Source organism: Alicyclobacillus acidocaldarius subsp. acidocaldarius Tc-4-1, from assembly GCF_000219875.1.
Lineage (GTDB): Bacteria > Bacillota > Bacilli > Alicyclobacillales > Alicyclobacillaceae > Alicyclobacillus > Alicyclobacillus acidocaldarius_A.
Genome location: NC_017167.1, coordinates 722,587 through 748,959 on the forward strand (window position 1 = coordinate 722,587; position 26,373 = coordinate 748,959).

At 63.8% G+C, this 26,373-nt stretch carries 19 protein-coding genes, 1 other RNA gene and 2 pseudogenes; 20 read left to right on the top strand and 2 right to left on the bottom strand.

Annotation, left to right across the window (positions count from 1 at the left end):
* Positions 1 to 129: 129 nt before the first annotated feature.
* Positions 130 to 930 carry a pyrroline-5-carboxylate reductase family protein gene (locus TC41_RS03295; protein ID WP_014463573.1) on the bottom strand — a complete coding sequence of 267 codons (801 nt, stop codon included), beginning with the start codon at positions 928 to 930 and terminating at the stop codon, positions 130 to 132.
* A 141-nt stretch (positions 931 to 1,071) separates the two neighbouring features.
* On the opposite strand from TC41_RS03295, the gene TC41_RS03300 reads away from it, so the two are divergent.
* The 18 genes and pseudogenes from TC41_RS03300 (at position 1,072) to TC41_RS03375 (ending at position 23,359) form a co-directional block, all read left to right on the top strand.
* Positions 1,072 to 2,259, top strand: coding sequence for a phosphoglycerate kinase (locus TC41_RS03300; protein ID WP_041694972.1), 1,188 nt, complete (start codon positions 1,072 to 1,074; stop codon positions 2,257 to 2,259).
* 13 nt (positions 2,260 to 2,272) lie between these two features.
* On the top strand, positions 2,273 to 3,043 hold the full coding sequence (tpiA, locus tag TC41_RS03305) for a triose-phosphate isomerase (RefSeq protein ID WP_014463575.1): 771 nt from the start codon (positions 2,273 to 2,275) through the stop codon (positions 3,041 to 3,043).
* The gene (gene gpmI / locus TC41_RS03310) at positions 3,040 to 4,605 is read left to right on the top strand and encodes a 2,3-bisphosphoglycerate-independent phosphoglycerate mutase (RefSeq protein WP_014463576.1); all 1,566 of its coding nucleotides are present in this window, start codon (positions 3,040 to 3,042) and stop codon (positions 4,603 to 4,605) included. The genes tpiA and gpmI overlap by 4 nt, the downstream gene beginning before the upstream one ends.
* Positions 4,606 to 4,634: 29 nt before the next feature.
* Complete coding sequence (gene eno / locus TC41_RS03315; RefSeq protein WP_014463577.1) at positions 4,635 to 5,915, top strand: phosphopyruvate hydratase; 1,281 nt, start codon at positions 4,635 to 4,637, stop codon at positions 5,913 to 5,915.
* Positions 5,916 to 5,965: 50 nt separating this feature from the next.
* The gene (gene secG / locus TC41_RS03320) at positions 5,966 to 6,208 is read left to right on the top strand and encodes a preprotein translocase subunit SecG (protein WP_014463578.1); all 243 of its coding nucleotides are present in this window, start codon (positions 5,966 to 5,968) and stop codon (positions 6,206 to 6,208) included.
* Positions 6,209 to 6,313: 105 nt separating this feature from the next.
* On the top strand, positions 6,314 to 7,519 hold the full coding sequence (locus TC41_RS03325; RefSeq protein WP_237700020.1) for an MFS transporter: 1,206 nt from the start codon (positions 6,314 to 6,316) through the stop codon (positions 7,517 to 7,519).
* Between the two features lie 164 nt (positions 7,520 to 7,683).
* A pseudogene (rnr, locus tag TC41_RS03330) lies at positions 7,684 to 10,370 on the top strand (ribonuclease R).
* Between the two features lie 95 nt (positions 10,371 to 10,465).
* Positions 10,466 to 10,939, top strand: coding sequence for an SsrA-binding protein SmpB (gene smpB / locus TC41_RS03335; RefSeq protein WP_008341088.1), 474 nt, complete (start codon positions 10,466 to 10,468; stop codon positions 10,937 to 10,939).
* Between the two features lie 156 nt (positions 10,940 to 11,095).
* Positions 11,096 to 11,466: a transfer-messenger RNA gene (ssrA, locus tag TC41_RS15645) on the top strand.
* A 220-nt stretch (positions 11,467 to 11,686) separates the two neighbouring features.
* Complete coding sequence (locus TC41_RS03340; RefSeq protein ID WP_041694973.1) at positions 11,687 to 13,144, top strand: aldehyde dehydrogenase family protein; 1,458 nt, start codon at positions 11,687 to 11,689, stop codon at positions 13,142 to 13,144.
* A gap of 156 nt (positions 13,145 to 13,300) precedes the next feature.
* Entirely contained in the window at positions 13,301 to 13,723 is a 423-nt protein-coding gene (locus TC41_RS03345; RefSeq protein ID WP_012810150.1) for a DUF2294 domain-containing protein, read from the top strand.
* Between the two features lie 279 nt (positions 13,724 to 14,002).
* Positions 14,003 to 14,473: a hypothetical protein gene (locus TC41_RS16715; RefSeq protein ID WP_014463584.1), complete on the top strand. Its 471-nt coding sequence runs from the start codon at positions 14,003 to 14,005 to the stop codon at positions 14,471 to 14,473.
* Positions 14,359 to 15,516, top strand: a complete 1,158-nt coding sequence (locus TC41_RS03350; protein WP_237700021.1) for a proton-conducting transporter transmembrane domain-containing protein — start codon at positions 14,359 to 14,361, stop codon at positions 15,514 to 15,516. The genes TC41_RS16715 and TC41_RS03350 overlap by 115 nt, the downstream gene beginning before the upstream one ends.
* Positions 15,517 to 15,647: 131 nt before the next feature.
* Positions 15,648 to 18,051, top strand: a pseudogene (locus TC41_RS03355) (putative inorganic carbon transporter subunit DabA).
* 240 nt (positions 18,052 to 18,291) lie between these two features.
* A complete protein-coding gene (locus tag TC41_RS03360) occupies positions 18,292 to 19,146 on the top strand; it encodes a hypothetical protein (RefSeq protein WP_237700022.1) in 855 nt (284 codons plus the stop codon).
* A complete protein-coding gene (gene pelF, locus TC41_RS03365) occupies positions 19,143 to 20,666 on the top strand; it encodes a GT4 family glycosyltransferase PelF (RefSeq protein WP_148260111.1) in 1,524 nt (507 codons plus the stop codon). The genes TC41_RS03360 and pelF overlap by 4 nt, the downstream gene beginning before the upstream one ends.
* Positions 20,638 to 22,314: a hypothetical protein gene (locus TC41_RS03370; protein WP_041695675.1), complete on the top strand. Its 1,677-nt coding sequence runs from the start codon at positions 20,638 to 20,640 to the stop codon at positions 22,312 to 22,314. The genes pelF and TC41_RS03370 overlap by 29 nt, the downstream gene beginning before the upstream one ends.
* Positions 22,301 to 23,359: a hypothetical protein gene (locus TC41_RS03375; protein WP_014463593.1), complete on the top strand. Its 1,059-nt coding sequence runs from the start codon at positions 22,301 to 22,303 to the stop codon at positions 23,357 to 23,359. Before TC41_RS03370 ends, TC41_RS03375 begins: the two co-directional genes overlap by 14 nt.
* Before the next feature lie 26 nt (positions 23,360 to 23,385).
* On the opposite strand, the gene TC41_RS03380 is transcribed toward TC41_RS03375, so the two are convergent.
* On the bottom strand, positions 23,386 to 23,718 hold the full coding sequence (locus TC41_RS03380; protein ID WP_014463594.1) for a lipopolysaccharide assembly protein LapA domain-containing protein: 333 nt from the start codon (positions 23,716 to 23,718) through the stop codon (positions 23,386 to 23,388).
* 148 nt (positions 23,719 to 23,866) lie between these two features.
* On the opposite strand from TC41_RS03380, the gene TC41_RS03385 reads away from it, so the two are divergent.
* Positions 23,867 to 24,454, top strand: a complete 588-nt coding sequence (locus tag TC41_RS03385) for a class I SAM-dependent methyltransferase (protein ID WP_014463595.1) — start codon at positions 23,867 to 23,869, stop codon at positions 24,452 to 24,454.
* 171 nt (positions 24,455 to 24,625) lie between these two features.
* Positions 24,626 to 26,284 carry a S53 family peptidase gene (locus TC41_RS03390; RefSeq protein ID WP_041695677.1) on the top strand — a complete coding sequence of 553 codons (1,659 nt, stop codon included), beginning with the start codon at positions 24,626 to 24,628 and terminating at the stop codon, positions 26,282 to 26,284.
* The last annotated feature ends 89 nt before the right edge of the window (positions 26,285 to 26,373 follow it).

Consider the following 26,373-nt stretch of genomic DNA (forward strand, 5'->3'; position numbering starts at 1 on the left):
CTACACTTGTATTCATTATGCGACGCGGCCGAATGTCGCACAAGACGGTGAATTCCAGTTCACGCTCTTTCGACAAAGGTTCTAAAAATTCGAGACGTGGGGGGTGGCCTCGGCCTGAACGGATGGGCCTCAGTTGCCAAGGGGTGTCTCCGGTGGATGGCCGCGCGCAAAGCGAGCGGTGCGGCAGTGGAGATCGGCGAAGATATCTTCCGCCCCAGCAAAGGCTTCTAATCCGGCTTCCGTCACGCCGCCCGGCACGCAAACGGCGTCCAGGACTTCGTCGAAGGACCAACCGGCTTCGAGCAGGCGGGCAAACCCGACGGCCGTGTCGCGGATGAGTTCGGCCGCTTCTGTCGAACGAAGCGCACCTGTGGCCACGGCCGCGTTGGTCCAAGCGAGGCATAGGCGCGCCCAAAAGGCCGGTCCACAGCTCGTGAGATCCGACGCTACGCGCACTTGCCCGTCCGCGACGGAATACGGCCGGCCGATGGGGCGAAGAAGTTTCTCGACTCGACGCTTGATGCTTCGGTCCGCGGCGTCCGGGTAGATGACGAGGATGACGCCCGATTTAGTCCACTGCGTGAGGCTCGGCACCATCTTGACCGGGACGGCGGGGGTGAGGTCCTGCCAAGCGGCAAGATCGGCCGTCGAAATCGTGGTGAGCAGCAGGCTCTTGGGCAAGAGCCGCGGGCCGATGTCGCGGATCACCTGTTCTCCGTCCGCGGCGCGCGTGCAGAGGACCACCGTCTCGCACGCCTCGGCAATCTCGCAAAGTCCTCTGGCGACAGAGATGTGAGGGTGACGTTCAGCCACGAGGGCAGCCTTTTCCGGCGTGCGGTTGAACACGAGGATGTGCTCGCCTGCGGTCTCCGCGAGCAGGGCGGCCAGCATGCCGCCCATGTGTCCGGTCCCAATGATGCCGATGGTCATGGTGGGCCACCCCCGATGCAATCTCGCTCTTGCCATGTATATGCCTGCCCTTGCCCCTTTAGACGCGCGCGGGAGCGTCTGGTACAATACAAGCGGAACAGCACCCGAGATGAGACGATGCTTGGAGATGGGAGGATTTTTGTGCCTAAGAAGACCGTGGAAGATGTGGCGTGGCGGGGCAAGCGCGCCCTGGTGCGCGTGGACTTCAATGTGCCTATGGACGATGCGCATCACATCACCGATGACACGCGCATCCGCGCGGCGCTGCCCACCATCACATACCTGTCGGACCGCGGCGCTCGCGTCATTCTCATGAGCCACCTCGGGCGTCCGAAGGGTGAACCGAATCCGAAGTATTCCCTTCGGCCCGTCGCAGATCACCTGGCCTCGCTCCTTCCCAACAAGCGGGTGTCGTTTTGCCCGGAGGCCGTCGGTGAGGAGGCGCAGAAGGCGGTGTCGGCGCTTGCGGACGGCGACATTCTGCTCCTGGAAAACGTCCGCTTCTATCCCGGCGAGGAGAAGAATGACCCGGCGTTCGCCCGGCAGCTGGCCGATCTTGGCGACGTCTTCGTGAACGACGCATTCGGTTCGGCGCATCGCGCGCACGCGTCCACGGCCGGGATCGCGCAATATCTACCCTGCGTGGCGGGCTTCCTCATGGAGAAGGAGGTCGGCATCATGGGCAGGGCCCTCGCGAATCCGGAGCGGCCGTTCGTCGCGATCATCGGAGGCGCCAAGGTGTCGGACAAGATCAAGGTTCTGGAGAACCTGCTGCCTAAGGTGGACGCCCTCATCATTGGCGGCGGGATGGCGAACACATTTTTGGCGGTCGAGGGCCACGACATGGGCAAATCCCTCGTCGAGGAGGACGCAAAGGAGACGGCGCGTCGACTGCTCGATCTCGCCCGCGCGTCGAACCGGAAGCTCCTGCTCCCCGTGGACGTGGTGGCGGCCAAGGCGTTTGCGCCGGACGCCGAGCACACGGTGCGGCTCGTAAGCGAGCTTCAGCCGGACGAGATGGCGCTCGACATCGGCCCGGCCAGCGTGGAGATGTTCCGAAACGAGATCCTCGGCGCGAAGACGGTCATCTGGAATGGCCCGATGGGCGTGTTTGAGATGCCCGCGTTCGCAAAGGGGACGTTTGCCATCGCGCAGGCCATGGCGGAGGCGGACGCCACCACCATCGTCGGCGGCGGCGATTCGGTGGCTGCCGTGGAACAGGCGGGCGTGGCGGACAAGATGACCCACGTCTCCACGGGCGGCGGCGCGTCGCTGGAGTTTTTGGAGGGCAGGACCCTGCCCTGCGTGGCCGTGATTGAGGACAAGTGAGGAGGTCTTTTGGATGGCGAGGACGCCCCTTCTCATGGGCAACTGGAAGATGTACAAGACGGTGGCGGAGGCCCGGGCTTTCGCGGAGGCCCTCGGGCAGCAGTCGCAGAAGCTTGACCGCCGGGTCGAGTACGCCATTTGTGCGCCGTACACCTGTTTGCACGTCCTGCGCGTGATGTTGCCGGCCCAGGTGCGCTTGGGAGCTCAGAATGTTTTCCCAGAAAAGGAAGGTGCGTATACAGGCGAGATTGCCCCGGGTATGCTTGCCGAGTTCGGGACGAAATACGTCCTGGCTGGACACTCAGAGCGCCGGATGCTGTTCGGCGAGTCGGATCAGTTCATCAATCAAAAGGTGAAGGCCATCGTGGCGAACGGCATGACACCGGTTCTGTGTGTTGGCGAGAACTCGTCGCAGAAGGAGGACGGCGTGACCAAGGAAGTGGTCACGGGTCAGGTGCTGCAGGGGCTCGACGGTCTCAGCGCAGACGAGGTGGCGAGCGCGGTCGTCGCGTACGAGCCGGTCTGGGCCATTGGGTCCGGCAAGACGGCCACGCCCGAGGACGCGCAGGAAGTCGCGCGGGCGATTCGCGCGGCCGTGGCGGAGACCTGGTCGGACCAAGCTGCCGAGGGGCTTCGCATCCTGTACGGCGGCAGCGTGAAGCCTGAAAATGTGGCGTCGTTCGTCCGTGAGCCCGATCTCGACGGGGCGCTGGTGGGCGGCGCCAGCCTGGATCCCGTGTCGTTCGCGGCGATGGCGGAAGCCATTAAGGAGGTGCTCGCATGACCGAGTTTGTGCGAAAACCGCGCCCGAACGGCAAAGGCCCCGTCGCGCTCATCATCCTCGACGGCTTCGGCTTAAGTCCGCACCACGAGGGAAACGCGGTGTACCTGGCCAAGACGCCGAACTTCGATCACTACTGGGAGACGTATCCGCACACGACGCTACAGGCGTCCGGCGAGGCCGTCGGCTTGCCGGACGGGCAGTTCGGCAACTCCGAGGTCGGTCACTCGAACATCGGGGCGGGGCGCATCCTGTATCAGGATTTGACCCGGATCACCAAGGCCATCCGCGACGGCGACTTCTTCCAGAACGAGGTCCTGGTTCGCGCGATGGATCTCGCCGTGCGCCGCAAGAAGACCCTGCACATCTGCGGCCTCGTGTCGGACGGCGGCGTGCACAGCCACATCGATCACCTGTTTGCGCTGCTGCGCATGGCCGCGGGCCGAAAGGTTCCCCGCGTCGCTGTCCACGCGTTCCTCGACGGGCGGGACACGCCGCCGACGACGGGCGTCGGATATCTGACCGAACTCCAGCGGCTCATGGACGATCTCCAGACGGGGTTCATCGCGACGGTGATGGGGCGGTATTACGCGATGGATCGCGACAGGCGCTGGGAGCGCGTCAAGCTCGCGTACGACGCGATGGTCCACGGCGAGGGGAATCGCCGAGAGGACGTCATCGCGGCTGTTCAGGCGAGCTACGAGGCGGACGTCACGGACGAGTTCGTGAAGCCCATCGTGCACGTGGGCGCGGACGGCAAGCCGCTCGCGGCGGTGGAAGACGGGGATAGCCTGATCTTCTTCAACTTCCGGCCGGATCGCGCCATTCAGCTATCGCTCGCCTTCACCGATCCGGCGTTCGATGGGTTCGACCGCGGGCCCAATCCGCCAAAGGTGCACTTTGTCTCGATGACGAAATACAGCGACGATGTGAAGAGCGAGATCGCGTATCCGCCGGACTTCCCGACCGAGACGTACGGGGAGGTCGTGTCGAAGGCGGGGCTGACGCAGCTCCGCATCGCGGAGACGGAGAAGTTTCCGCACGTCACGTTCTTCTTCTCCGGCGGGCGCGAGGAGCCGTTCCCCGGCGAGGAACGCGTGCTCATCCCGTCGCCCAAGGTCGCCACGTACGATTTGAAGCCGGAGATGAGCGCGTACGAGGTGGCGGATGCGGCGGCCAAGCGCATTCGCTCGGGCGAGATCGACACCATGATCCTGAACTTCGCGAACCCGGACATGGTCGGGCACACCGGCTCGCTCGAGGCGGCCATCGAGGCGTGCGAGGCGGTCGACGAGTGCCTGAAGACCGTGATGGACGCCATCTTCGACATGGACGGCGTCGCCATCATCACAGCCGATCACGGCAACGCCGACATGATGATCTACCCCGACACGGGCGAGGTTTGCACGACGCACACGACCAATCCGGTGCCGTGCATTGTGACGGTCCCCGGCTTGAAGCTGCGCGAGGGCGGCGTGCTGGCCGATCTCGCCCCGACGCTGCTCGATCTGCTCGGCGTGCCCAAGCCTCAGGCCATGACGGGCACGACCTTGATTGAACACTGAATTCCTGTCAAACAAAGGAGAGGATCGCGATGTCCGAGATCTTTGACGTCCATGCGCGCGAGGTGCTCGATTCCCGCGGCAATCCCACGGTCGAGGTGGAGGTAGAGCTCGAGTCCGGCGCAAAGGGACGCGCCATTGTGCCGTCCGGCGCGTCGACCGGTGCTCACGAGGCCGTGGAGCTTCGGGATGGCGACAAGGGCCGCTATCAGGGCAAGGGCGTGCTCAAGGCCGTGAAAAACGTGAACGAGATCATCACGCCGGAGATCATCGGCGAGGACGCGCTGGACCAGATTGCCATCGACAACCTGCTCATCTCCCTGGACGGCACGCCCAACAAGGGCAAGCTCGGGGCAAACGCCATCCTCGCCGTGTCCATTGCGGTGGCGAAAGCCGCAGCCGCCGAGGTGGGGTTGCCGCTGTACCGCTACTTGGGCGGGACGTACGCGCACACGCTGCCGACGCCGATGATGAACATCCTGAACGGCGGCAAGCACGCGGACAATACGGTCGACATCCAAGAGTTCATGGTCGTGCCGCACGGCGCGCCGACGTTCCGCGAGGCGCTGCGCATGGGCGCGGAGATCTTCCACAGCCTGAAAAAGGTGCTCGCGGATAAAGGGCTGTCGACCACGGTCGGGGACGAGGGCGGATTTGCACCAAACCTGAAGACTAACGAGGAAGCCATTCAGGTCATTGTCGAGGCCATCGAAAAGGCCGGGTACAAGCCGGGCGAGCAGGCGTCCATCGCGCTCGACATCGCCTCGACGGAGCTTTACAAGGACGGCCAGTATCATTTTGAGGGCGAGGGCGTGACGAGATCGGCCGACGAGCTCATCCACTTCTACGAGGGACTGCTCTCGAAGTACCCCATCCTGTCCATCGAGGACGGGCTGGCGGAGGACGACTGGGATGGGTGGAAGAACCTCACCGCGGCCCTCGGCGGCAAGGTGCAGCTGGTTGGGGACGACCTGTTTGTGACGAACGTGGAGCGGCTGAAGATGGGGATCGATCGCGGCGTGGGCAACTCCATCCTCGTGAAGGTCAACCAGATCGGCACGCTGACGGAGACGTTTGCCGCAGTCGAGCTCGCCAAGAAGAACCGCTACACGGCCATCATCTCCCACCGCTCAGGCGAGAGCGAGGACACGACCATCGCGGATATCGCCGTGGCGCTCAACACCGGCCAGATCAAGACCGGCGCGCCGAGCCGGACGGATCGCGTGGCGAAGTACAACCAACTGCTGCGCATCGAGGAGGAACTGGGCGCGGCGGCGGCGTACGCGGGGCGCGGCGCGTTTGTGCAAGGTTGACAGCCGTGCTAGACTAAGTTTGGGATTTGGGGAGCGGAGGTGACAAGACCATGATGCTGGCGGCCAAGATTGCCCTCGTGGCGCTCTGTGCCTTGCTCGTGCTTGTCATCCTGCTCCAGTCGGGAAGAAGCGCGGGCCTGTCGGGCGTCATCACGGGCGGCGCCAACCAGTTTTCCAACCGCCGCCCAAAAGGGATGGATTCCCTGCTGGCCCGCGTGACCGTGGTGCTCGCCATACTCTTGTTCCTGGTGACGGGGCTCATCGCGGTGATGTACCACTACAACGTGCACTAGTCGTGCGACCCATCAAAAACAGATGAAGCATCAGATGAAGCGGGGCTCAGGTGCTCTTCTGCGGTGCAGAAGGGCTCCTTTTTTGCGCTCCGAGGAATGGAGGACATGGGGATGGGAAAGGCGCTCTCGCTCTTGGTGATGGCGGTGTTCGTGGTGTCACTGGACCTTAGGCCGCCTATCACGTCCATCGGTCCGCTGGTGCTCACCATTCAGCGCTCGCTCCACATGAACGCCGCGGAGGTCAGCCTGCTCACGTCCATTCCCGTGTTTTGCATGGGCGCCTTCGCGCCGCTCACGGGTGCGGTGGCGGCGAGGTTAGGCATGAATCGCGCCATCTTCGCGTGTGTCGGGCTGGTGGGCATCGCGACGCTGGTGCGATTCTTTGCGCATGCGGCATGGCTGCTCTTGGCATCCGCGTTTGCGGCAGGCCTCGGCATCGCCATCTGTGGGCCGCTGCTCTCCGGCTTCATCAAGCATCATTTTGGCCGCCGCGCCCCTGCCGTGATCGGCCTGTACTCGGTGGGCATCGGCCTCGGCGCGTTGGCGAGCGCCGCGCTGTCCATTCCTCTGGCGCAAGCGCTTGGATCGTGGCAGGCGTCGCTCGGCATGTGGACGGGACTCGCCGCGCTGGGGCTTGTCGCCTGGTGGCCGGTGCTCCGAACAGCGCCAGGGGGCGGCGAACGCAACGCAGGCGGATTGAACGCCGGTGGGCGGGATGCGCTGGCGTCGCCATCGCCTTGGCGCACGGGCAGGGCGTGGCTGTTACTCGCCGCGTTCGGCCTGCAATCGGGTATCTATTATTCGACGACGACGTGGCTCGCGCCGCGGGCGGAAGAGACGGGGTATTCGGCCAGTGGCGCGGGCGTGGTGCTCACCGTGTTTGCGCTTATTCAGATGTTCGCCAGCCTTGTCGTGCCGATGGCCCTGGGCCGCACGAGGAACCGGGCACCCTGGCTCGTCGCCTCGGCGTCCTTGACGCTCGTGGGGCTCGTCGCCTGCGCTCTCCCACTCCCTGCCTGGAGTTCTTGGTTGGCGGATGCGCTACTCGGCGTAGGGCTCGGGGGACTGTTTCCCATCTTGCTCATTCTGCCGCTGGATGAGACCAAAAGCGGAGACGATGCGAGTCGCTGGACAGCCATGATGCAGTGTGGCGGCTATCTCATCTCGGGCGTGGTGCCTATCCTGGCGGGGGCCATCAAGGACGCGACCGGAAACTTTTTGGACTCGTTCTGGCTGCTCGTCGCGCTCGCCGCCGGGCTCGTCGTCTGTTCGCTCTTCCTTCACAAGCGTCCGAGCCGGAAGGCCGTCTGACCCCACCTCCCGTTGGCCGCACCGCGCAATTTTCTTCTTCCTTTTGTGGCGATCTCGCCCGTTTGGGTTCATACTAGTAGCAACGCACGCGACAGAATCCGGTGCACTCGGCGGATGGACGATGGAGTGAAGCCTTCTTGTGGAAAGAGCGATTGCTTGAATACATGCGTTCGGAGGAATACAGGCCGAGCACGGTCCAGGAATTGTGCGAGCGGCTCGGCGTAGAGAGTGCGGCGGACTTTCGCGCATTCGTCCGCCTTTTGAACGAAATGGAGGACGCGGGGGATCTCGTTCGCACGAAGAACAACCGATACGCGTTGCCGGAGCAGATGAACTTCATCGCCGGCAGGCTTCAGCTCAAAGCGCGGGGTACGGGTTTGTCATCCCCGAAAACGAGGCGGAGGCGGACATCTATATTCCTCAGTCCGCGCTGAACGGTGCCATGAGCGGAGACCGGGTGCTTGTGCGGCTGCGCGAGGAGCGCGGCAAGGGCGCGCAGGCCCACCGCGAGGGCGAGATCGTCAAAATCCTGGAGCGCGGGAACGACCGCATCGTGGGCCAAATTTCCATTTACGCGCATCACGCCTTCGTCACTCCCCTCGACAAGCGGTTTCCGGAGGACGTCTTTGTCCCGAAGGACGCGGTGGCGAGTGCACACGACGGGCAGGTGGTGGTGGTCGAGCTGACGTCGTATCCCACGGCCACGCATGGGCCGGTGGGGCGGGTGGTGGAAGTCCTCGGCTATCCGGACGAGCCCGGCGTCGACATCCTGGCCATTGTGCGCAAGTATAACCTTCCGGAGGCGTTTCCCGAGGATGTGCTGGCCGACGCCGAGCGGATCCCATTGGAGATTGATCCGGCCGAGATCGCGCGGCGGAAGGATTTTCGCAGCGAGACCATCGTGACCATCGACGGGGAGGACGCCAAAGACCTGGACGACGCCGTACACGTGAAACGCCTGCCCAACGGCCATTACGAGCTCGGTGTGCACATCGCCGACGTGGGCTACTACGTCAAGGAACACAGCCCGCTCGACAAGGAGGCCTTTCGGCGCGGGACAAGCGTGTACCTGGTGGATCGCGTCATCCCGATGCTGCCGCCGCGCCTGTCGAACAACATCTGCTCGCTGAATCCGAAGGTGGATCGCCTCACGATGTCGTGCGTGATGGAGATCGATGGACAGGGGCGCGTCGTCTCCCATGAGATTGTGCCGAGCGTGATTCGGACGGCGGAGCGCATGACCTACAACGACGTGCGCAAGATCCTCGAGGAGGGCGACGAGGAACTGCGGGCGCGCTACGCGCCACTCGTGCCGATGTTCGAGCTGATGCGGGAGCTCGCGCTCATCCTGCGGGAGAAGCGGATGCGGCGTGGAGCCATCGACTTCGACTTTGACGAGATCAAGGTGCGCGTGAACGATCTCGGCGAGCCCACGTCCATTGAGCCGCGCCCGCGATCCATCGCGGAGCGGATCATCGAGGAGTTCATGCTCGCCGCCAACGAAACCGTGGCCGAGCACTTTCACTGGCTAGGCGTGCCGTTCATCTACCGCGTGCACGACGAGCCTGACCCGGATAAGATCATCCACCTCAATTTGTTCCTTCACAACTTCGGTTACCATGTGAAGGGTTCAGCCGGGGGCAAGGTTCATCCGCGCGCGCTGCAGGAAGTGTTGAATGAGGTCGAGGGAAAGCGCGAGGCGCGGATGATTGCGATGGTCATGCTGCGTTCCATGCAGCAGGCGAAGTATCGCCCCGAGTGCACGGGGCACTTCGGCCTCGCGGCGGAATACTACACGCACTTCACCTCGCCCATCCGCCGGTATCCGGACCTGGCCATCCATCGCATTATCCGCGAGGTGCTGACGCACGGATCGCTGTCTCCCAAGCGTGAGGAGCAGCTTCGCGAGTTTGTCGCCGAGGCGAGCCGGCAGTCGAGCGAGCGCGAGCGGATTGCCCAGGAGGCGGAGCGCGAAGTCGATCAGTTGAAGATGGTCGAGTACATGCAGGCGCACATCGACGAGGAATTTGACGGCATCATCTCAGGCGTCGTCCCCTTCGGCCTGTTTGTGCAGCTCGACAACGGCGTCGAGGGCCTGATCCACATCAGCGAGTTGTCGGACGATTACTACGTCCTGCACGAGCGCCAGATGGCGCTCATCGGCGAGCGCACGCGGCGCGTCTTTCGGATTGGCGATCCGGTCCGGGTGGTGGTGATACGGGCGGTCAAGGAGGATCTGCGCATCGACTTTGGGCTCGTGGAACATCTGCGCGAAGCGACGTACGTCGGTGGTGAAGGCCCGGGCGCGATTGTGTATGATGAGGATCTGACGCCGAAGGAACGGCGGGAAACCGAGCGACGAAGGCGCGAGGCGGCTTCCCGGGCCAGTGGCGGCCGCCGGGAGCGGGACGACAAGCGCCATCGCGCGCGGCGGGATCGAAGTGGGAAGGCGCGCGCGGGCGTCCGCTTGTCGGACTGGGATGACGGCGAAGAAGAGCGCTCAGCGGCTTTGGCCGACATGTTGCCGTCCGAACTTCCGTACGATGCCTGGGACGAGGAGTATCCGGATCCCCGTACTCGGCGAGGGCGGAAGCGGGGAGGTCGGAGCAAGGCGCTTGACGTGCAGCCGTCGGCAGATGGCCGGACAGCGGGCGGCCGCTTTGAGGCGGCTTCCACTCGGCGCGGTGGCTACCGGACTTGGCCGACTTGGGAGGCGGACGGCGGCAACGGCCGACGCGCGAGAACCCGTCGAACTGGGCCATCGCGGCCAGGCGAGAAAGCGGCCAAGAAGCGAAAGTCGGAAGCAGGGAAATCGGGCAAGCGCGGTTCGCACAAAAAGCGAAAACGGTGAGCCGGAAGTGCAGCGCCGTGCGCGTGGGCGGTGACAGGGTGCCCGGACGCACGGCCGCCAACCGCGCGCCCGTCGGAGCATCGGAGTGACGTGAGATGGCGAGATCGCAGGGGATTCGGTTGATTGCGCAAAATCGGAAGGCGTATCATGACTACTTCATCGAGGAGACGTACGAGGCGGGCCTTGTGCTGACGGGAACCGAGATCAAGTCCATCCGCAAAGGGTCGGTCAGCCTGCGGGACGCGTACGCGCGCGTGGACGACGGCGAAGTGTACATCTACAACATGCACATCGCGCCGTACGAGCAGGGGAATCGGTTCAATCATGATCCCCTGCGGCCTCGCAAGTGCCTGTTGCACAAGAAGGAGATCAACCACCTGTACGGCGCGGTCCGGCAGCGCGGGGTCACCTTGGTGCCTACCAAGATTTACATTAAAGATGGCTGGGCCAAGGTGGAATTGGCGCTCGCGAAGGGCAAGAAGCTGTATGACAAGCGCGAAGCCGCCAAGGAGCGGGACGCAAATCGGGAGATTCAACGCGCCCTCCGAGCGCGCATGCGCGGCGAATGACAACCGTTGCAACGCGCGGAGAGTTCATGGGCCGCTCATCGACAGGGACATGATGGAATTGGGTTGATCTGTCTTCAGAATGGTGTATAATAAGACGTGGTCTTGAACGATAGGCGATTCGCTTGAGGACATGCCGAACGGCTGTCGCCAAAACGCGGGGGCGTTTTGGATTCGACGGGGACTGTTCGAGCATGTACGGCGGGCCGTGGGGCTGCGACCACGTGATGCACGCAGGTCTAAATTTAACTGGCAAAGCGAATCGCTTTACCACTCAAAACAAGCTCGCTCTCGCTGCTTAATCCAGCGGGACCGTTACGTGATGCGTCGCCTGCGCGCGTCGCGTAACGTCATCTGAGCAGGCTGGCGGCTTCCCTCGTTCGCGGGGATGCCGCGAGACATGAGCGAACTTGCCTGTGCACCAGCGTGATCGTCCGCGGGTCACAGGGACTTCAGTAGACGGTCTACGCCCGTAGATGTACATGCGGCGAGGTCTTCGGACGCGGGTTCGATTCCCGTCGCCTCCACCATGCATGGATCACACGAAACATGAGGAAGCGGTTCGCCGGTTCCGTCCGCCGAAGGACGGGGCCGGCGAATTTGGTTTTGGGCGTTTCGATCAAGGGCATCTTGCGCACGCTGGTGTTCCGTATGGCGGGAAAGGGCTCTTGTCTGATGATGAAAGCGCTTCTACGATAGCCTTCGAAACCATCGCCGAGCGAGTCGCGTCGGCGAGAAATGGAGGCCACCATGCTGGATGTCAGGCAACTCTCACGACAATACATCGCCGGTGAGTGGCGCGACGGACGCAGTTCTCGCGTGCATCTCGATCAGAATCCGTTCGATGGCTCGACGGTCGCCGAGATTCGGCTTGCCACGGTGGAAGACATCGACCAGGCGTATCGCGCCGCCTCGGAGGCGCAGAAGACCTGGGCTCAGGTGAGTCCGTTCGAACGGCAGGCGGTCATGGAGCGAGCGCTGCAGATCTGGGAGGGCTATCGAGATGAGGTGATCTCGCTCGTCGCGGACGAGATCGGAGGCACGTTCATCAAGGCGGCGATTGAGTTCGAATTGGTGAAGAACTTCCTCCGCGAGGCGGCGACGTACCCGCTGCGCATGGAAGGGCGGCTCTTGCCGGCCACGATTCCCGGAAAAGAAAATCGCCTGTTGCGCCTGCCTGCCGGGGTGGTGGGCATTCTGAGTCCGTTCAATTTCCCGATGTGTTTGTCCATGCGCGCCTTGGCGCCTGCCGTCGCGTGCGGCAACGGTGTCGTCCTGAAGCCGCACGAAGAGGCTGCCATCACGGGCGGCACGCTGCTAGCGAAGGTGTTTGAGGAGGCGGGCGTACCGAAGGGGCTGGTCAACGTCGTCGTGGCTGACGTCGCGGAGATCGGTGATGCGTTTCTCGAGCATCCGATTCCGAGAATCATCTCGTTCACCGGCTCCACAGCGGTCGGGCGGCATATCGCGGAGGTGGCGGGTCGGCACCTGAAGCGGGTGACCCTCGAACTGGGCGGCAACAGTGCGCTTATCGTGCTCGACGATGCCGATCTCGACCTCGCCGTCGACGCCGCGATATTCAGCCGGTTCACGCATCAGGGCCAGATCTGCATGTGCGCCAATCGCCTGATCGTCGTCAAGGATGTGTACGAGCAATTTCTCGGGAAATTTGTCGAACGCGTCTCGAAACTGAAGATGGGCAATCCTCGGGACCCCGAGACGGTCATCGGGCCGCTCATCAACCGCCGTCAGGTCGAGCGGCTGCTCGCCGTCGTCGATACGAGCCTTGAACAGGGCGCTCGAGTTGCCTATCGGGGACCCGTGGAGGGGAACGTCGTGGGGCCAGTGGTGCTCGTGGATGTGCGCCCGGAGATGGCGTGTGCCCGAGAGGAGATGTTCGGCCCCGTGGTGGCGGTCATACCCGTCGAGAACGAGGAAGACGCGGTGCGCGTGGCCAACGACAGCGACTACGGCCTGACGGGGGCTGTCATCACTCGCGACGTGGAACGCGGTGTGCGGATCGCCATGCAGGTGGAAACAGGTATGTTTCACGTGAACGACGGTACGGTGAACGACGAGCCTCTCGTGGCGTTTGGCGGCGAAAGGGCTTCGGGCGTCGGGGGGTACAACGGACAGTGGGGGATCGAGGAGTTTACCACGCTCAAATGGATTTCCATTCAGCGCGAACGGCGCCAGTATCCCATTTGATCACGCGGTCACGAGCGTCATGAGTACAGCGGGCCCGAGGATATCTCCGGGCCCCTCGGCCATGTTCCCCTTGTCGCCACGCACATCCCCTTGTTACAATATTCACTGATGTCCAGCACGAGGCCGTGCAGCGACGGTGGATAGAGGGAGAGACACATGGCGGCATCCAAGCTGAAAGGCTGCATCGAGGCTGACATCTCGAACGCCTTGACGAAGTGGGAAAAGGACTATCTAGGGCGCGGCTCGGTCTCGGTCAAGACGGATATCCTGCGGGATATGATCATCGTTTCGCTGCATGGCATTCTTTCGTCCGCGGAGTATGCGCTCTGCGAGACATACGAGGGAATGTTGTCCGTTAAGCGGACGCGCACCAGCTTGGTGGAATCCGGTGTCGAGGATCTGAAAGAGATCATCCGCCGGATCACGGGCGAGGAAGTGAAGAGTTTCTTTACGGATTTGAGCACGCGGACGGGCGAGCGGATCATGGTGTTCCGATTGCATTCGGATCTCGAGCGGAAACTGGAGTCCGGCGAGTTCGAAGGCGGCCGCGAAGTCGTGGACGCGGGGCGGGACGCGTGACCGTCGCTTACGTGGGGTCATGTCCAGGCGAATGGCGGCGTAAAATCAATCGAGGAATGTCACCTATCTGTATCGGTGCGGCGAGCGCAGCGCACAGCCTCTGGAGAAGGGGTTGACGAGGCGGTCCCGTATCGCGAACGTGACCGGGTGTTTGTTCAACTGGCGTGAGTTGACGAAAAACCGGCGTGACTCGAGGGACGGAGGTTTGAAACCTCTCTTCCGTCGAGCGCGCCGGTTTTTGTCTGTCAATGCCGATTGGCGCGGCGTAGGAGGGGACACATGGATTTCGTGAATGTTCGAGAAGTTGTAGCGGCCTGGGTGTTGGCCTGGATTGCCGCCGGTATGACGGGAGCCTTGGTTCAGCCTCTGCGTGAACCTTCGCGGCGCATTGGGATTCACCTCGCGAGCCTTGGCCTCGTGAGCCTCGTGTCGGTGGTCGGTCTTGTGACGGGGGCGACGGGTGTGCCATTGGGCCCGCTTCATCCGACCGGCCTCGGCTGGGCGATTTCGTTGTACATCAGTGCGCTTGGCCTCGTCGTTCTGACCTTTTCCGCACGTCACCTGGCCGGAGACGAGCGGTACGGCTCCTATTTGGCTTGGATGACCTGGATTTTGTTTTTGCGAGTGCCGCTTGGATGGCAGACAATGTGTGGTTTTTCGCCGCGTGTTGGGTGGCGATGGACGCGGGGCTCATTCGGCTCATCGCGATGCAGCGTCGAAGCCGAGCCGCTCGGGCAGTGGCGCGGATGACCTGGGCGAGGCTCGCACCGAGCATGGCGGGCGTCATTCTTCTTTGCAGCATGGCGGCATGGGCTGGGCAAACGTCGTCGCTCGGTGCGGGGATCCGCGCGCTCGCCGCGCACCCTGGCGCTAGCCTGGTCGCGGGCCTTCTTCTTGACATCGTTGCGCTCGCTCAGGCGGGCAACTGGCCATCCGGGCGCTGGCTGCTCGACTCCGCCGTAACGCCGACGCCCGTATCCGCTTTGATGCACGCCGGGTTCGTGAACGCGGGAGGGCTGCTTCTCGCCAAATTTTCTCCCGTTCTCGCGGCAGGGGGAATCCTCCCTCGCGCGCTGCTTGTGGCCGTGGCATGGATTAGCATCGCCATCGGCACGGGGATCCTTATGATCCATGCGGACTACAAGCGCCAGCTCGTCGCGTCCACGATGGCCCAAATGGGGCTCATGTTGACGGAGTGCGCTGTGGGTGCGTACGCCGTCGCGATGGTCCACCTGTTGCTGCATGGGCTGTTCAAAGCGACGCTCTTTCTGCGATCCGGCTCGGCCGTGCCTCGCCCAGACGAGGTATTGGTGAAGGCGGAGGAGCCCTCCCTTCGCTTTCCGTGGTCGCTGCTCGCTGGCTCAGCGTTGTTCCTGCTGTATGCCCTGCCCCATCCGGCAGATGGGCTTCGCCTTCTGTCCGGTTTGCTGCTTGGCGCGGGATGTGCAGTTGCGCTCACTTCCGCGATGACCCTACGGGTTGGGCGATGGGCGGGTGCCGCCGCTGTAGTTTTGGCAGGCGCGCTTGCGTTGGCGCTTCGCGACGAATTGATCCGTGCGTGGGAGGTCCTTCTGGGAACTCCACGACCGGTGGACGAGCAGCTCGCAGTTGCGGCGGCGGGCCTGATGGCGCTTCAGGCCGCGCTCTACGCTTGGCTTCGCAGTCGTTCTCGCGGTCCATGTTCCGTGCGCGTCTATGCGTGGCTCGCGTATCTCGGCGATGCGAGCCCGCATGCCATCGAAGCGCACCCCGTGGCGCTTGAAACGCTGGGAGAGGAGGCGATACTTTCGTGACCTCGTCACTCACGTTGCGTCCTGATCCCTGGACTCCGACATCCGCCGCAGCTGCGGCCGAGATAGCGCTCGACGTGAGCGCCGTTCAATGGCCCCTCCCGGTGTGGATTGCGCGGCATCCCTGTCCGGAAATGGAACACACACCCTTTCTTGGGGCGATGCGGAGACTTCAGGCGCTCGGCGGGGTGCGGCTGTACCCCTCCTGGCGCCTGCTGCAGGACGCGTATTCCCGCGGAGAGATTGATCCAAACGCGCTCAAGGATCGTATGAATCGATACCTGGACCACCACGTCCCAGTGCCGCTGCGCGCGGCGTTTGCCCGTATTCAGCCCCGTCTTACGCAAGAGGAGGCCGAGCTTCCCATCACTGACGAAGCGGCGGCGCTCGCCGCGCGAACAGCTGCTCGCGTGGATCTGCCGCCCGAGGCGCTTCGCTTTGCGCTCCCGTCCGACGAGTCGCGATGGCGCGTCGATGCGCTCACCGCGCGTTACCTTCGCCTGTACCTGGACCGGGGGCAGGCGGCGTGGCCGATGCCAGGGCGAGGTCAGGGACTTTTCTCGGCTGCCCGCGCGCTCCTCATGCGCGATCCGTCGCTCGGCAAGGTGGAGAGGCGCCGAATGGAGGAGCTGCCGGAAGACCCGGACGCGGCGCTCGCGTTTGGGCTCGACCGGTTCCGCGTAGCGCCGCGTTTTGCGGCAGATTACTTTCGCGTGCATTATCTGCGCATGCCGGGCTTTGTGGGGGCGCTTCGGTATCGGGATAGGGAAGACAGAGGCCAAGGCCGCCTGCTGCGGGAGTATCTGGCGTTGCGAGTGCTCCTGGAGTGGGCTTTTGCAGGGCCGGATGGCGTCTTTGCGCCGCATCCCGATCTCACCGGCCTGGCTCAGGCGGCTGCGCATGTCGCCGAGGCGGAGCACGACATGGCCGATGATCTCGTCCTGGTCGTGCACCGATACTTGACCGCGGATCGGTACGCTGTGTGGCTCGAGGCCTGGGAGCAGACGCTCGATGCGCATCTTGTACAGTCTGGCGAGGCTCGCGTTCGCGAGCACGCAGTCGACGCCCAGTTGCTGTTCTGCATCGACGTCCGATCGGAGCCCTTGCGCCGTCACCTCGAGGCGCTTGGTCCATACGCGACGTACGGATGTGCCGGATTTTTAACCTGGCGGTGCAGACACAGATCTTGGAGAGCGCGTATGCGCACCCGAGCTGTCCGGCTATCGTGACACCTGTGGCCCACATGCGGGAGCGAGCGATGGAGCCGAGCGCTTATCATCGCCGCCTCCGCGTCACAGGTGCTCTGCGGGCGATGTCGCTTTCGTTCAAGAAGTTGAAACAGGCAAGCGCGGCATCCCTCGCTTTGCCCGAACTGTCGGGCGGATATCTCGCGCTGAACGCGCTTCTCCAGTCGTTTCCGCGCGCATCGGCCCGGCTTCGCGGCTTCTTGCGCAATGGCCTGCCGCCCGTGGCCACGCAGTGGGAGCCTGCGGGCGAAGCGGATGACTCTGCGGCTTCAAGGCATTCAGCGGTTGGCGAAACTGCGCAGTTGTTCGCGTCGGCAGCCGCGGACTTGTTTCGCTCGATTGGGCTGACCGCGTTCGCGCCCATTGTCGTTCTCTGCGGCCACGAGGCGCGGGTCGAGAATCATCCACACCGGGCGGCGCTGGAATGCGGAGCCTGTGGCGGACAATCGGGACGGCACAACGCGCGACTGCTCGCGATGGCGCTTAATCAGGCGGACGTGAGACGCTTGCTTCGTCATCATCACGGTCTCCATATTCCGGACGAGACGGTGTTTCTCGCAGCGGTGCACATCACGACGACGGACGAGATCGAGTGGATTGAGCTGCCGGGAATGTCTCCGGAAATGGAGCGCATGTGGCAGCAGCTCGACAGGGATGTGCGGCGAGCCGGAGCGCACGCGGCCGCCGAGCGCCTCGAGCAACTGCCCGGCGCAAAGGGGCGGATGGCTCGGCGTGAGGCCGTGCGCCGCGCGAGCGATTGGAGCGAAGCTCGGCCCGAGTGGGGTTGGCGCGCAACCGCGCCTTTTGGATCGGCCGTCTGCCCCATCTCGATGCAGAGCTGCGCGGCCAGGTGTTCGCGCACGACTACGACTGGCGGTGCGATCCCGACGGGGCCTACCTCCGCGCGATTGTGTCGGGTCCTGTGACCGTGGCGCAGTGGATCAATCTGCAGTATTACGCATCGACGGTGGCGCCGCACGTTCACGGAGGAGGCAACAAGGTCCTGCAGACGGTCACTGCCGGCGTGGGTGTGATGCACGGAAACGCGAGCGATCTGCTGCCGGGGCTTCCGTGGCAGTCGATTGCGGCCGACGATGGCCACCTGTACCACCGTCCGCTGCGGCTCACGGTGGTGATGGAAGTGCCTGTGGCGCAGGCGGCCACCCTGCTCAGAGAGCATGCGGACTTTCGACGAAAGGTGCAGAACGGATGGCTGCGGCTTTGGGTGCGGGATCCGCAATCGAAGAAATGGTGGCATGCAGCCGAAGTCCTCGGAGAAACCCAGCGGTGACATGGACGCGTGGTGGTTTGTCACCAGGCTGTCACGCTTGGTGGTAAGAACCCATTGCGTTACCCCTTGGTGTACCGTATGATCATGGCGCTAAGGGGTTCGTTCGTGCACAAAGGAATCGCGAAGTAACCGCGATACCACGGTGCGTTCACGATGGTGAAACTTCATCTTGAAGCGCGGGGTGAGTGTGTGGTCGAACAATCCGCACTGAGCTTCCATCAAGGCATGGAGCTCTATGCGATGGGAGAATACAGCGAAGCGCTGAACGCGTTTTTGGAAGAGGCGAGATCGCTCGAGGGGAAGGTGCCGCAGCGGGCCGGGGTCGCATACCGCCAGGCGGCGCTCTGCGCGCGACGCCTCGGACGGATGGACGACTTCGACCACTACATGCGGTTGGCTGGGCGGGAATTCTTGCGCGCGAGCGAGCTGCCGGATCAGCCCGCCCAGCATATCCGCGAGTACTCGCTTCTGGCGGCTCAATGTTTTCTCGCAGTTGAAAACCTGGACCTTTCCTCCAAAAGCGTGACGCGAGCCAAGACGGTCGAGGTAGCCTTGGAGGAGCCTATGTCGGAGGCGGTCGCCACGGCTGTGGAAGAAGGGCAAGAGGGACCGTCCGATGCTCGCGCCGGTTTCGGGATGGGCGCGGTCGAGCCCTTGGACGCAGCGCCGCAACAGGGAGCCATCGGGGCGCACGATGCGAGGCTTGGCGCGGATATCGGTTCCCTCCGCGAGGTGCCGACAGGAACGGAAGAGAATGAACTGCCGCGAGGTGAAGCGCGAGATCATCTCGCGCACGGCCTACGGGAAGTGGAAACGCGCTTGACAGGCGCAGTCGCCTTCGAGAGATCGGATGGCGCCCATGTTGGCTCTGCCGCGACCGGATGGCACGGACGGGATCTGGGGACGGGCCAAGATGCCTCGTGGAACGAGCCTGCTCAGGTGCCGCGCCGCATGGAGGCGAGTTGGGCGACTGAGGTGCTGGACGAAATTGGCGAGATCCACGCGCAGATGGTGGAGGCGGAGCGCCGCATGTTGGAACTGGAGCGGCGGCTGCACCGGATGCTGCGTGAACTGACCGCGGAGGGACGCCAGTGAGGTCGCGCAAGGCGCCTGTGTCGGACGTGTTGCTGGCCACCGAAGGCACGTATCCCTACACGCTTGGCGGTGTGAGCGCGTGGGCGGATCGGCTGATCCGCGGGCTTGCCGATCAGCGCTTCACCGTCTACGCAGTGGTCGCAAATCCTGGCGGGACGCCGCGCTACGCGCTGCCGGAAAACGTGGATCGCCTTCTCATGGTGCCGCTATGGGGGACGGATTGCCACGAAGAATTTTCGTGGAATCCGCAGATGTCGTGGAACCTCGGAGTGCGCAAATCGTTTCAGCGCGACTTTCTTCCAGCCTACGAGGCGTTTCTGACGGCCTGCCTTCGTGCAGCCGAGGCTCGGCTGGACGAAGCGCTGGAGGCGCTTCGGGTGATGGCGGCGTTCGCGGAGCGCGGAAACATGAAATACGCGCTTCGACACGCGAAGACCTGGGATATCCTGCGATCCCGCCTCTCGGAGCATCCTCTGTTTCGCCACCTCAACTTGTTCGAGGCGGTCGATATCGGCAAGCTCCTGTACCGATACTTGGCGCCGCTCGCCTTCCCGGTTCCAGAAGCTCGCATCTACCACGCGTCCGCGGCCGCCTTCTGTGCGCTGCCGCTCATGATGGCCAAAGAGCGGTATCACAGGCCACTGCTCGTCACTGAGCATGGGGTGTATTACCGCGAGCGGCTGTTGTCCATCGGGAGGATGGAGAGGGCTGCGCCCTACCGCTATTTCCTCTCGAGTCTCTACGGCCTAGTGGTGCGCTTAGTGTATCAAGCCGCGGACAGCGTCGCGCCGGTGGCGAAATTCAACGCGCTGTGGGAACAAAAGCTCGGCGTTCCCCCTGAGCGGATTCATCCCATTCCGAATGGCGTCGATCCGCGTGCGTTTCATATCACGCGCAATCCCGGATCAGGGAACCAGCCGCTTCGCCTCGTGATGATCGCGCGCATCGATCCGCTGAAAGACATTCACACCGCCATCCGCGCCATGCGTAGTCTTTATGAGATCCAGGGGAACCATCCTGAGCTCGCAGGCATCACACTCACCATCTACGGGCCCGCGCCGGACCAGGCTTATGAGGCCTCTTGCCGCGATCTCGTCCGAGCGTACCGGCTGGAGAACGTCGTTCGCTTCGCCGGGCCGACGGACGACGTGAACGGCGCCCTCAACAGCGGAGATATCGCGGTCATGTCGAGCTCGTCCGAGGGTTTTCCTTATGCCGCTGTGGAGGCGGTCATGGCGGGACGGCCCATCGTGGCGACCAACGTCGGCGGGATGAGCGAGATTGTCCAGCCGCCGTACGGAATCCTCGTGCCGCCGCGTCGACCTCGGGAGCTGGCAGATGCCATCACGCGGCTGGCGGCAAACCGCGGCCAACTGGCGGCGCTCGGGCGCCTAGGGCGAGAACGCATGCTGGCGGAATTTACACTTGATCGGTTTCTGGAACGGTATCGGGCGTGGTACAACGCTTGGGCGAGCGAAGGGGAGCGTGGGCATGAGCGCCGAGATCGAGAGACCGTTTGAAGGGTCGGGCGAGGACGAGATCCAGCAGCTGCACTCGCTCGCGTACCTCGTGGTGAGTCGACAACCCCATCCGCGCAACGTCCTCGAGGTGGCGGTTCACCTCGAGGACAGCGGCTATGGGAACGAGGCGGCCCAGGCCCTCGGCTTTCGCGATGTGTTCGACCTCGCCGAAGCGGTTTGGGAACGGATTCCGTTGTACCAGACGCCCGAGGAGATTGAGAAACCGAGTCCCATCGGCTGGTTTCGGAAGGCGGCGGAACAGTACTTCCGCGGGGTCGGCTACACGGCGCCGTGGATGATGAGCGTGTTGATGCTCTTCATCACGCGCGTGGCGCTTTGGTCGTCGCTCTCCGCCTCACAGGAGGTCGCGACGGCGGTCAGCCTCGCGTTTTTCACGGCGACGGTGTGCGCCGGCGCCGTCTCGCAGGTGTTCGCTCAACGCGCGCTGTTTTACCTGGGCCAGAACAACTGGATCCTCTTCCGCTGGATTTCGACGCGCGCCATTGTGCACGGTTCAGCCGTGTCCGCGCTCGTCATTGCGCTCGTCTTCCGGTTCGCCATTGCGCCGGCATACGGCCCAGCGTACGGAAACCTCTTTCTCGAATATGCGCTCGCCATCTACGTCTTTCAGATTGCGCTGGCGCCGCTCTATCTCCTGCGGCGCATCCTCGGGCTCGCCGTGACCACGGCCGTCGCGCTCGTCATCACCTGGTTCGCCATATGGAACATCGAGCGCGTGAACAGCGGCGCGTATTTCGGCCAGGCCGTTCAACAGGCGCAGATCCTTGGACTGGTGATTGCCGGCGCAGGCGCGCTCATCGGCGTGTACTCATACGCCGTGTTGCGATCGCGGCGCCAGCTTCGCAGGCTCCTTCCCGAGGAAATCGGCGACGGCCCGCACGATCGCGACGTGCGCCGTGCCCCTGTACGCGTGCAGATTCCAAGGTTTCTGCCAGTGTGGCGTCAACTCTGGCCGTATGCGCTGTACGGGACGGGCTATTTCTCTATGCTGTTTGTGGACCGCATCGTGGCAGGTGTGCACTTCGGCGCGCTGCAGGGCGTGCACCATTACGTCTATCCGCCGACGTACGAACTGACGACGGATCTTGCCACGCTCGAGCTGTTTCCTATGATGGGGTTCGTTTTCTACTTCATGACCGAGCTCTCGGATCGATTCCTTGGGTGGATGAGGCGCTATCGCGTCACTGAGGCTGAAGGGTTTCATCGCACGCTGCTTCGCTTCTTTATCACGCGCGTCGTACTGCTTTCCATCATCGGCATCGCGGTGGGGTTCGCGGCTCCCCCCGTCCTTTTGCACCTGCCGGCTACGCTCATCGCGCCCATTCTGGTGGCCGGTCCGCCGTATCAATGGGCGCTGCACCTCGCGGCCCTCACGTATGGCATTCTGCCCGTTGGGCTGTTCGCGAGCCAGTTCCTGTTCTTCTGGGGCGTGCGTTTCGCGTCTGCCCTCGCGGTGTGGGCCGGCACGCTCTTCGGCGGCCTGGTGGCGGCCGTGGCGGTGAATGGCAGCGATGCCTACGCCGTCTACGGCATGGTGACCGCCATCTTCGTGTTTTCGGCGGTCACGGTCATCGTAGGGATCCGAACCGCGCGAAGGGGAGATGTGCAACTGTATGCCAGCTATTGAAACTTCGCGCAGCGGGCGATTGCACTATCGCCCCTTGGAGCGCGTCTTTTTGGCAATCACGCTGGTCATCTCGCTCGCGGTCGCCGCATGGGGCGTTTGGGTTGAGCGGCGCCCGCAGACCATGACGCCGCTTGTGCGCGGCCCGGCCGGCTCGCTCGTTCCGGTCGTTTCGTCGGTAGTCACCGAATTTGATCAAGACTCGCAGGCGCCACACCAGATCCAGGGCTCGACCTCCTGGCTCGTACCTCCCTATTATCAGTGGGAGGCGAACGGCAGCGCGGGCGCGAAACTCGGTTTCGTCCGCGTGCGCGGAGGGTTGCTGACGGTGGGCGTGCGAGCTGCTACGCCGGACTTCCGCGGCTATTTCCTCACGACGAGGGATCCGTTCCCGGCAGGATGGTATGCGCACACCTGGGCTGTTTCTCCGCCCGCGGTTACGTCGGGCGTGGGAGAGTTGGTGTTTGCCGTGCAGACGGCGACGACGGACCAGACGGGGCTCATCAACTACGTGTTTGTGTCCCTCGTGACGACGCGCGTCCGCGGTCATCTTCGTTCAACGTGGGAGATTGGCTACGCCTACGGATACGAGAAAAACGCGCACAGCGTGATTCTGAAAAAGATTCCCGAGAGCGCAGTTCAACCTCAAGGCGGAATGTATCACCTGGTGATTTGGACGAATGGCTCCACGGCGTATCGCGCCTGGATCAACGGCGTGGAGGTGTACGCATCCGACACACTCCACATGCAGATTGCGCCGCCATTTGACGCGTACCTGGAGGTTCAGGAAAAGAACACGCCGTACGCGGTGCAGTACCGGCGTTTCGCCGCCGTGCAAGCAGGCGGTGTCCTTCTGCGCGGCCTCCCCGCCCGCGCGGAAGTCTTGTGGCAGGGACACGCGTATCGCCCGAAGAGAGGTATCGTGGTGTTGCCCGTGTCCGCGCAGGCGGGAGAGGCAACCGGGCGCCTGTCTATCGCCATGGATGGCAAGGAGACAGGTGGCGAAGTGACGCTCTGGTCCGGGCAGGAGCTCACGTACGAGTCGTGAGACCTTGGGGCAGTCTTGCGTCCGCTCTACAGGTGAGGCGGTTCCGGTTCCCTCGATGTGCCGCTCTGTTCGGCGCCCCCGTGCCCAGTCGCCGAGTTGCCTTGGCGTGCAACGCTCGACTCGAGTTCGGCGATTCTTCGCTCTCGTGACCGGATTTCACCGCGCAGGCGCCAGGCGTGGATGGACCAGAGGATGGCCATCAGGATCATGCCGAGCAGCACCGACAGGAGGATGACGAGCACCAGGTTGACGCGCGCCTGAGTGAAGACGAAGTTGACCGAGACGTCCGTCGAATTGGCGAGCGTGAAGACGACGATGAGAACCGCGAAGACGACTGCTCCAAGCACCTTCCACCGCATGAAAGCGCACCTCCTCGCGAGTTATTGCCAGTATACCATCCGGGGCATCGGGGCATGTAGAACTTGACAAACGGCGCGGTGTGCGCGACGCTCGGGGTACAAAGCAAGCTACCCTGGTGTCGCGGATGCCCGGGAGGGAGGAAATCACATGCCTCACGTGTTTCGACCTGAGCACGCTGCGCGCCTCGTGGGTGAAGAGCGCGAGCGGCTGCTGCCGCCGGATCGGATCATCGATGCGATGAAGATGGACGGACAAGAGGATGTCGTCGACATCGGCGCGGGGCCCGGCTTTTTTGCCCTGCCGCTGGCGCGCCGCACGCAGGGGACGGTGTACGCTGTCGATTTGTCGCCGGAGATGCTCGCCATGCTGAGCGAGCGTGCGCGACAGGCGGGACTTGACCATGTGCAGGTCCTTGAAGCGACGGCCGATCAGCTTCCGTTGCCCGACGAGTCCGTCCATCGCGCCCTCATGGCCTTCGTCCTCCACGAAGTGCCGGACCAAGCGGCGGCGCTCCGCGAGGTGTATCGCGTGCTTCGCCCAGGCGGGAGATTCCTGCTGCTCGAATGGGACAAGCGTCCCATGGAGATGGGGCCACCCGTCGAGGAGCGTTTGTCGATCCACGCGTGTGAGGAGGCGCTTCGCACGGCCGGTTTTGAGATCCTTCATCGCATTTTTCCGAACGACGTCCACTACGGAATTGTGGCCGAGCGCCCAGGCCGCCCGTCCACGCCGTGAGCACCCGGCTGCATGTAGGACAGCAGGGGAGACGCAGGCTCCGCGCAGCCGACCGCAGATGCCTAAATCTTGCGTAAAATCCACAACTTTTCCTCCAGCCGTGCTATACTGAGAAGAGCGAAGCCTGAAGCCCTGCATGCCCATCCGACTAGGAGAATGGAGTGGAAGGCGATGAGCGACATGGAGAAGCCTTGGAAGGAAGAGGAGAAGCGCGAGGTCCTCGCGGGACACGCTCGCAGGCAGGCGCCGCAGGCTGTCGATAAGGGACCGGTGACCGGGGACCAGCGGATTTTCGTTACGGTCGTGCTGCGCCGCCAACGAGGCGATGAACTCGAGGCGCATGTGGAACGCCAGGCCGCGCTCGCACCTCACGCGCGAGTGCATCTGGAGCGAGAAGCGTTTGCCGCTTCGCACGGCGCTTCGCTCGACGACTTTGCGGAGATTCGAAAGTTCGCGGAAGCGCACGGGCTCACGCTCGATCGCGCCCACGTGGCTGCGGGCACCGCGGTGCTGAGCGGCCCGGTGGACGCCGTTAACCAAGCGTTTGGGGTCGAGTTGCGCCATTTCGATCATCCAGACGGATCCTATCGAAGCTACGTCGGCGACGTGCGTGTGCCGGCTTCCATCGCGCCTCTGATTGAAGCCGTGCTTGGCCTCGACACGCGCCCGGTGGCGCGGCCCCACTTTCGGCTGCGACGGCGCGACGAGGGCGCGTTTGAGGCGAGGTCGCAGGCCGCGGCGCCGACCGCGTACACGCCGCTCGACGTCGCGCAGGCGTACCAATTTCCCGAGGGGCTCGACGGACAGGGACAGTGCATCGCCATCATCGAATTGGGCGGCGGCTACGACGAGACATCTCTCGCGCAGTACTTCGCATCGCTTGGTGTGTCCGCGCCGCAGGTGGTGAGCGTGTCGGTGGACGGCGCCACCAATCAGCCCACGGGCGATCCGAATGGCCCGGACGGCGAGGTCGAGCTCGATATCGAAGTGGCGGGAGCGCTCGCCCCGGGCGCGAAGATTGCCGTGTATTTCGCGCCGAACACGGACGCCGGCTTCCTCGACGCCATTACGACCGCCGTTCACGATCCGACGCACAAGCCGTCCATCGTGTCCATCAGCTGGGGCGGCCCTGAGGACAGTTGGGCGCCGGCTTCCATCGCGGCGATGAACCGCGCGTTTCTGGACGCGGCCGCGCTGGGGGTGACCGTCCTCGCTGCGGCAGGCGACAGCGGATCGACGGACGGCGAGCAGGACGGCCTGTACCACGTCGACTTTCCCGCGGCGTCGCCGTACGTGCTGGCCTGCGGCGGAACGCGGCTCGTGGCGAGCGGGGGCCGCATCGAGCACGAGACCGTCTGGAACGACGGCCCGGATGGCGGATCGACGGGCGGCGGCGTGAGCCGCATCTTTCCGCTGCCCTCGTGGCAGGAGCGCGCGAACGTGCCTCCTTCGGCGAATCCGGGCGCTGGCAGCGGCCGCGGCGTGCCGGATGTGGCTGGCAATGCCGATCCGGCCACGGGGTACGAGGTCGTGATCGACGGCGAGACTACGGTCATCGGCGGGACGAGCGCCGTGGCGCCGCTTTTCGCCGCGCTGGTGGCCCGCATCAACCAGAAGCTCGGCAAGCCAGTCGGCTATTTGAACCCGACGCTCTACCAGTTGCCTCCGGAGGTGTTTCACGACATCACCGAGGGCAACAACGACATCGCCAACCGGGCGAGGATCTATCATGCGGGGCCGGGATGGGATCCGTGCACGGGGCTCGGGAGCCCCATTGGGATCCGATTGCTTCAGGCGTTGCTGCCGAGCGCCTCACAGGCCCAGCCGTAACGCGCGACCTCGCTTCAGGCAAGGAATACAATTGCGAAAGTTTGCAAGCGATGCTATAGTAGCGCCACGTAGAGATGGCGTCGGCACAT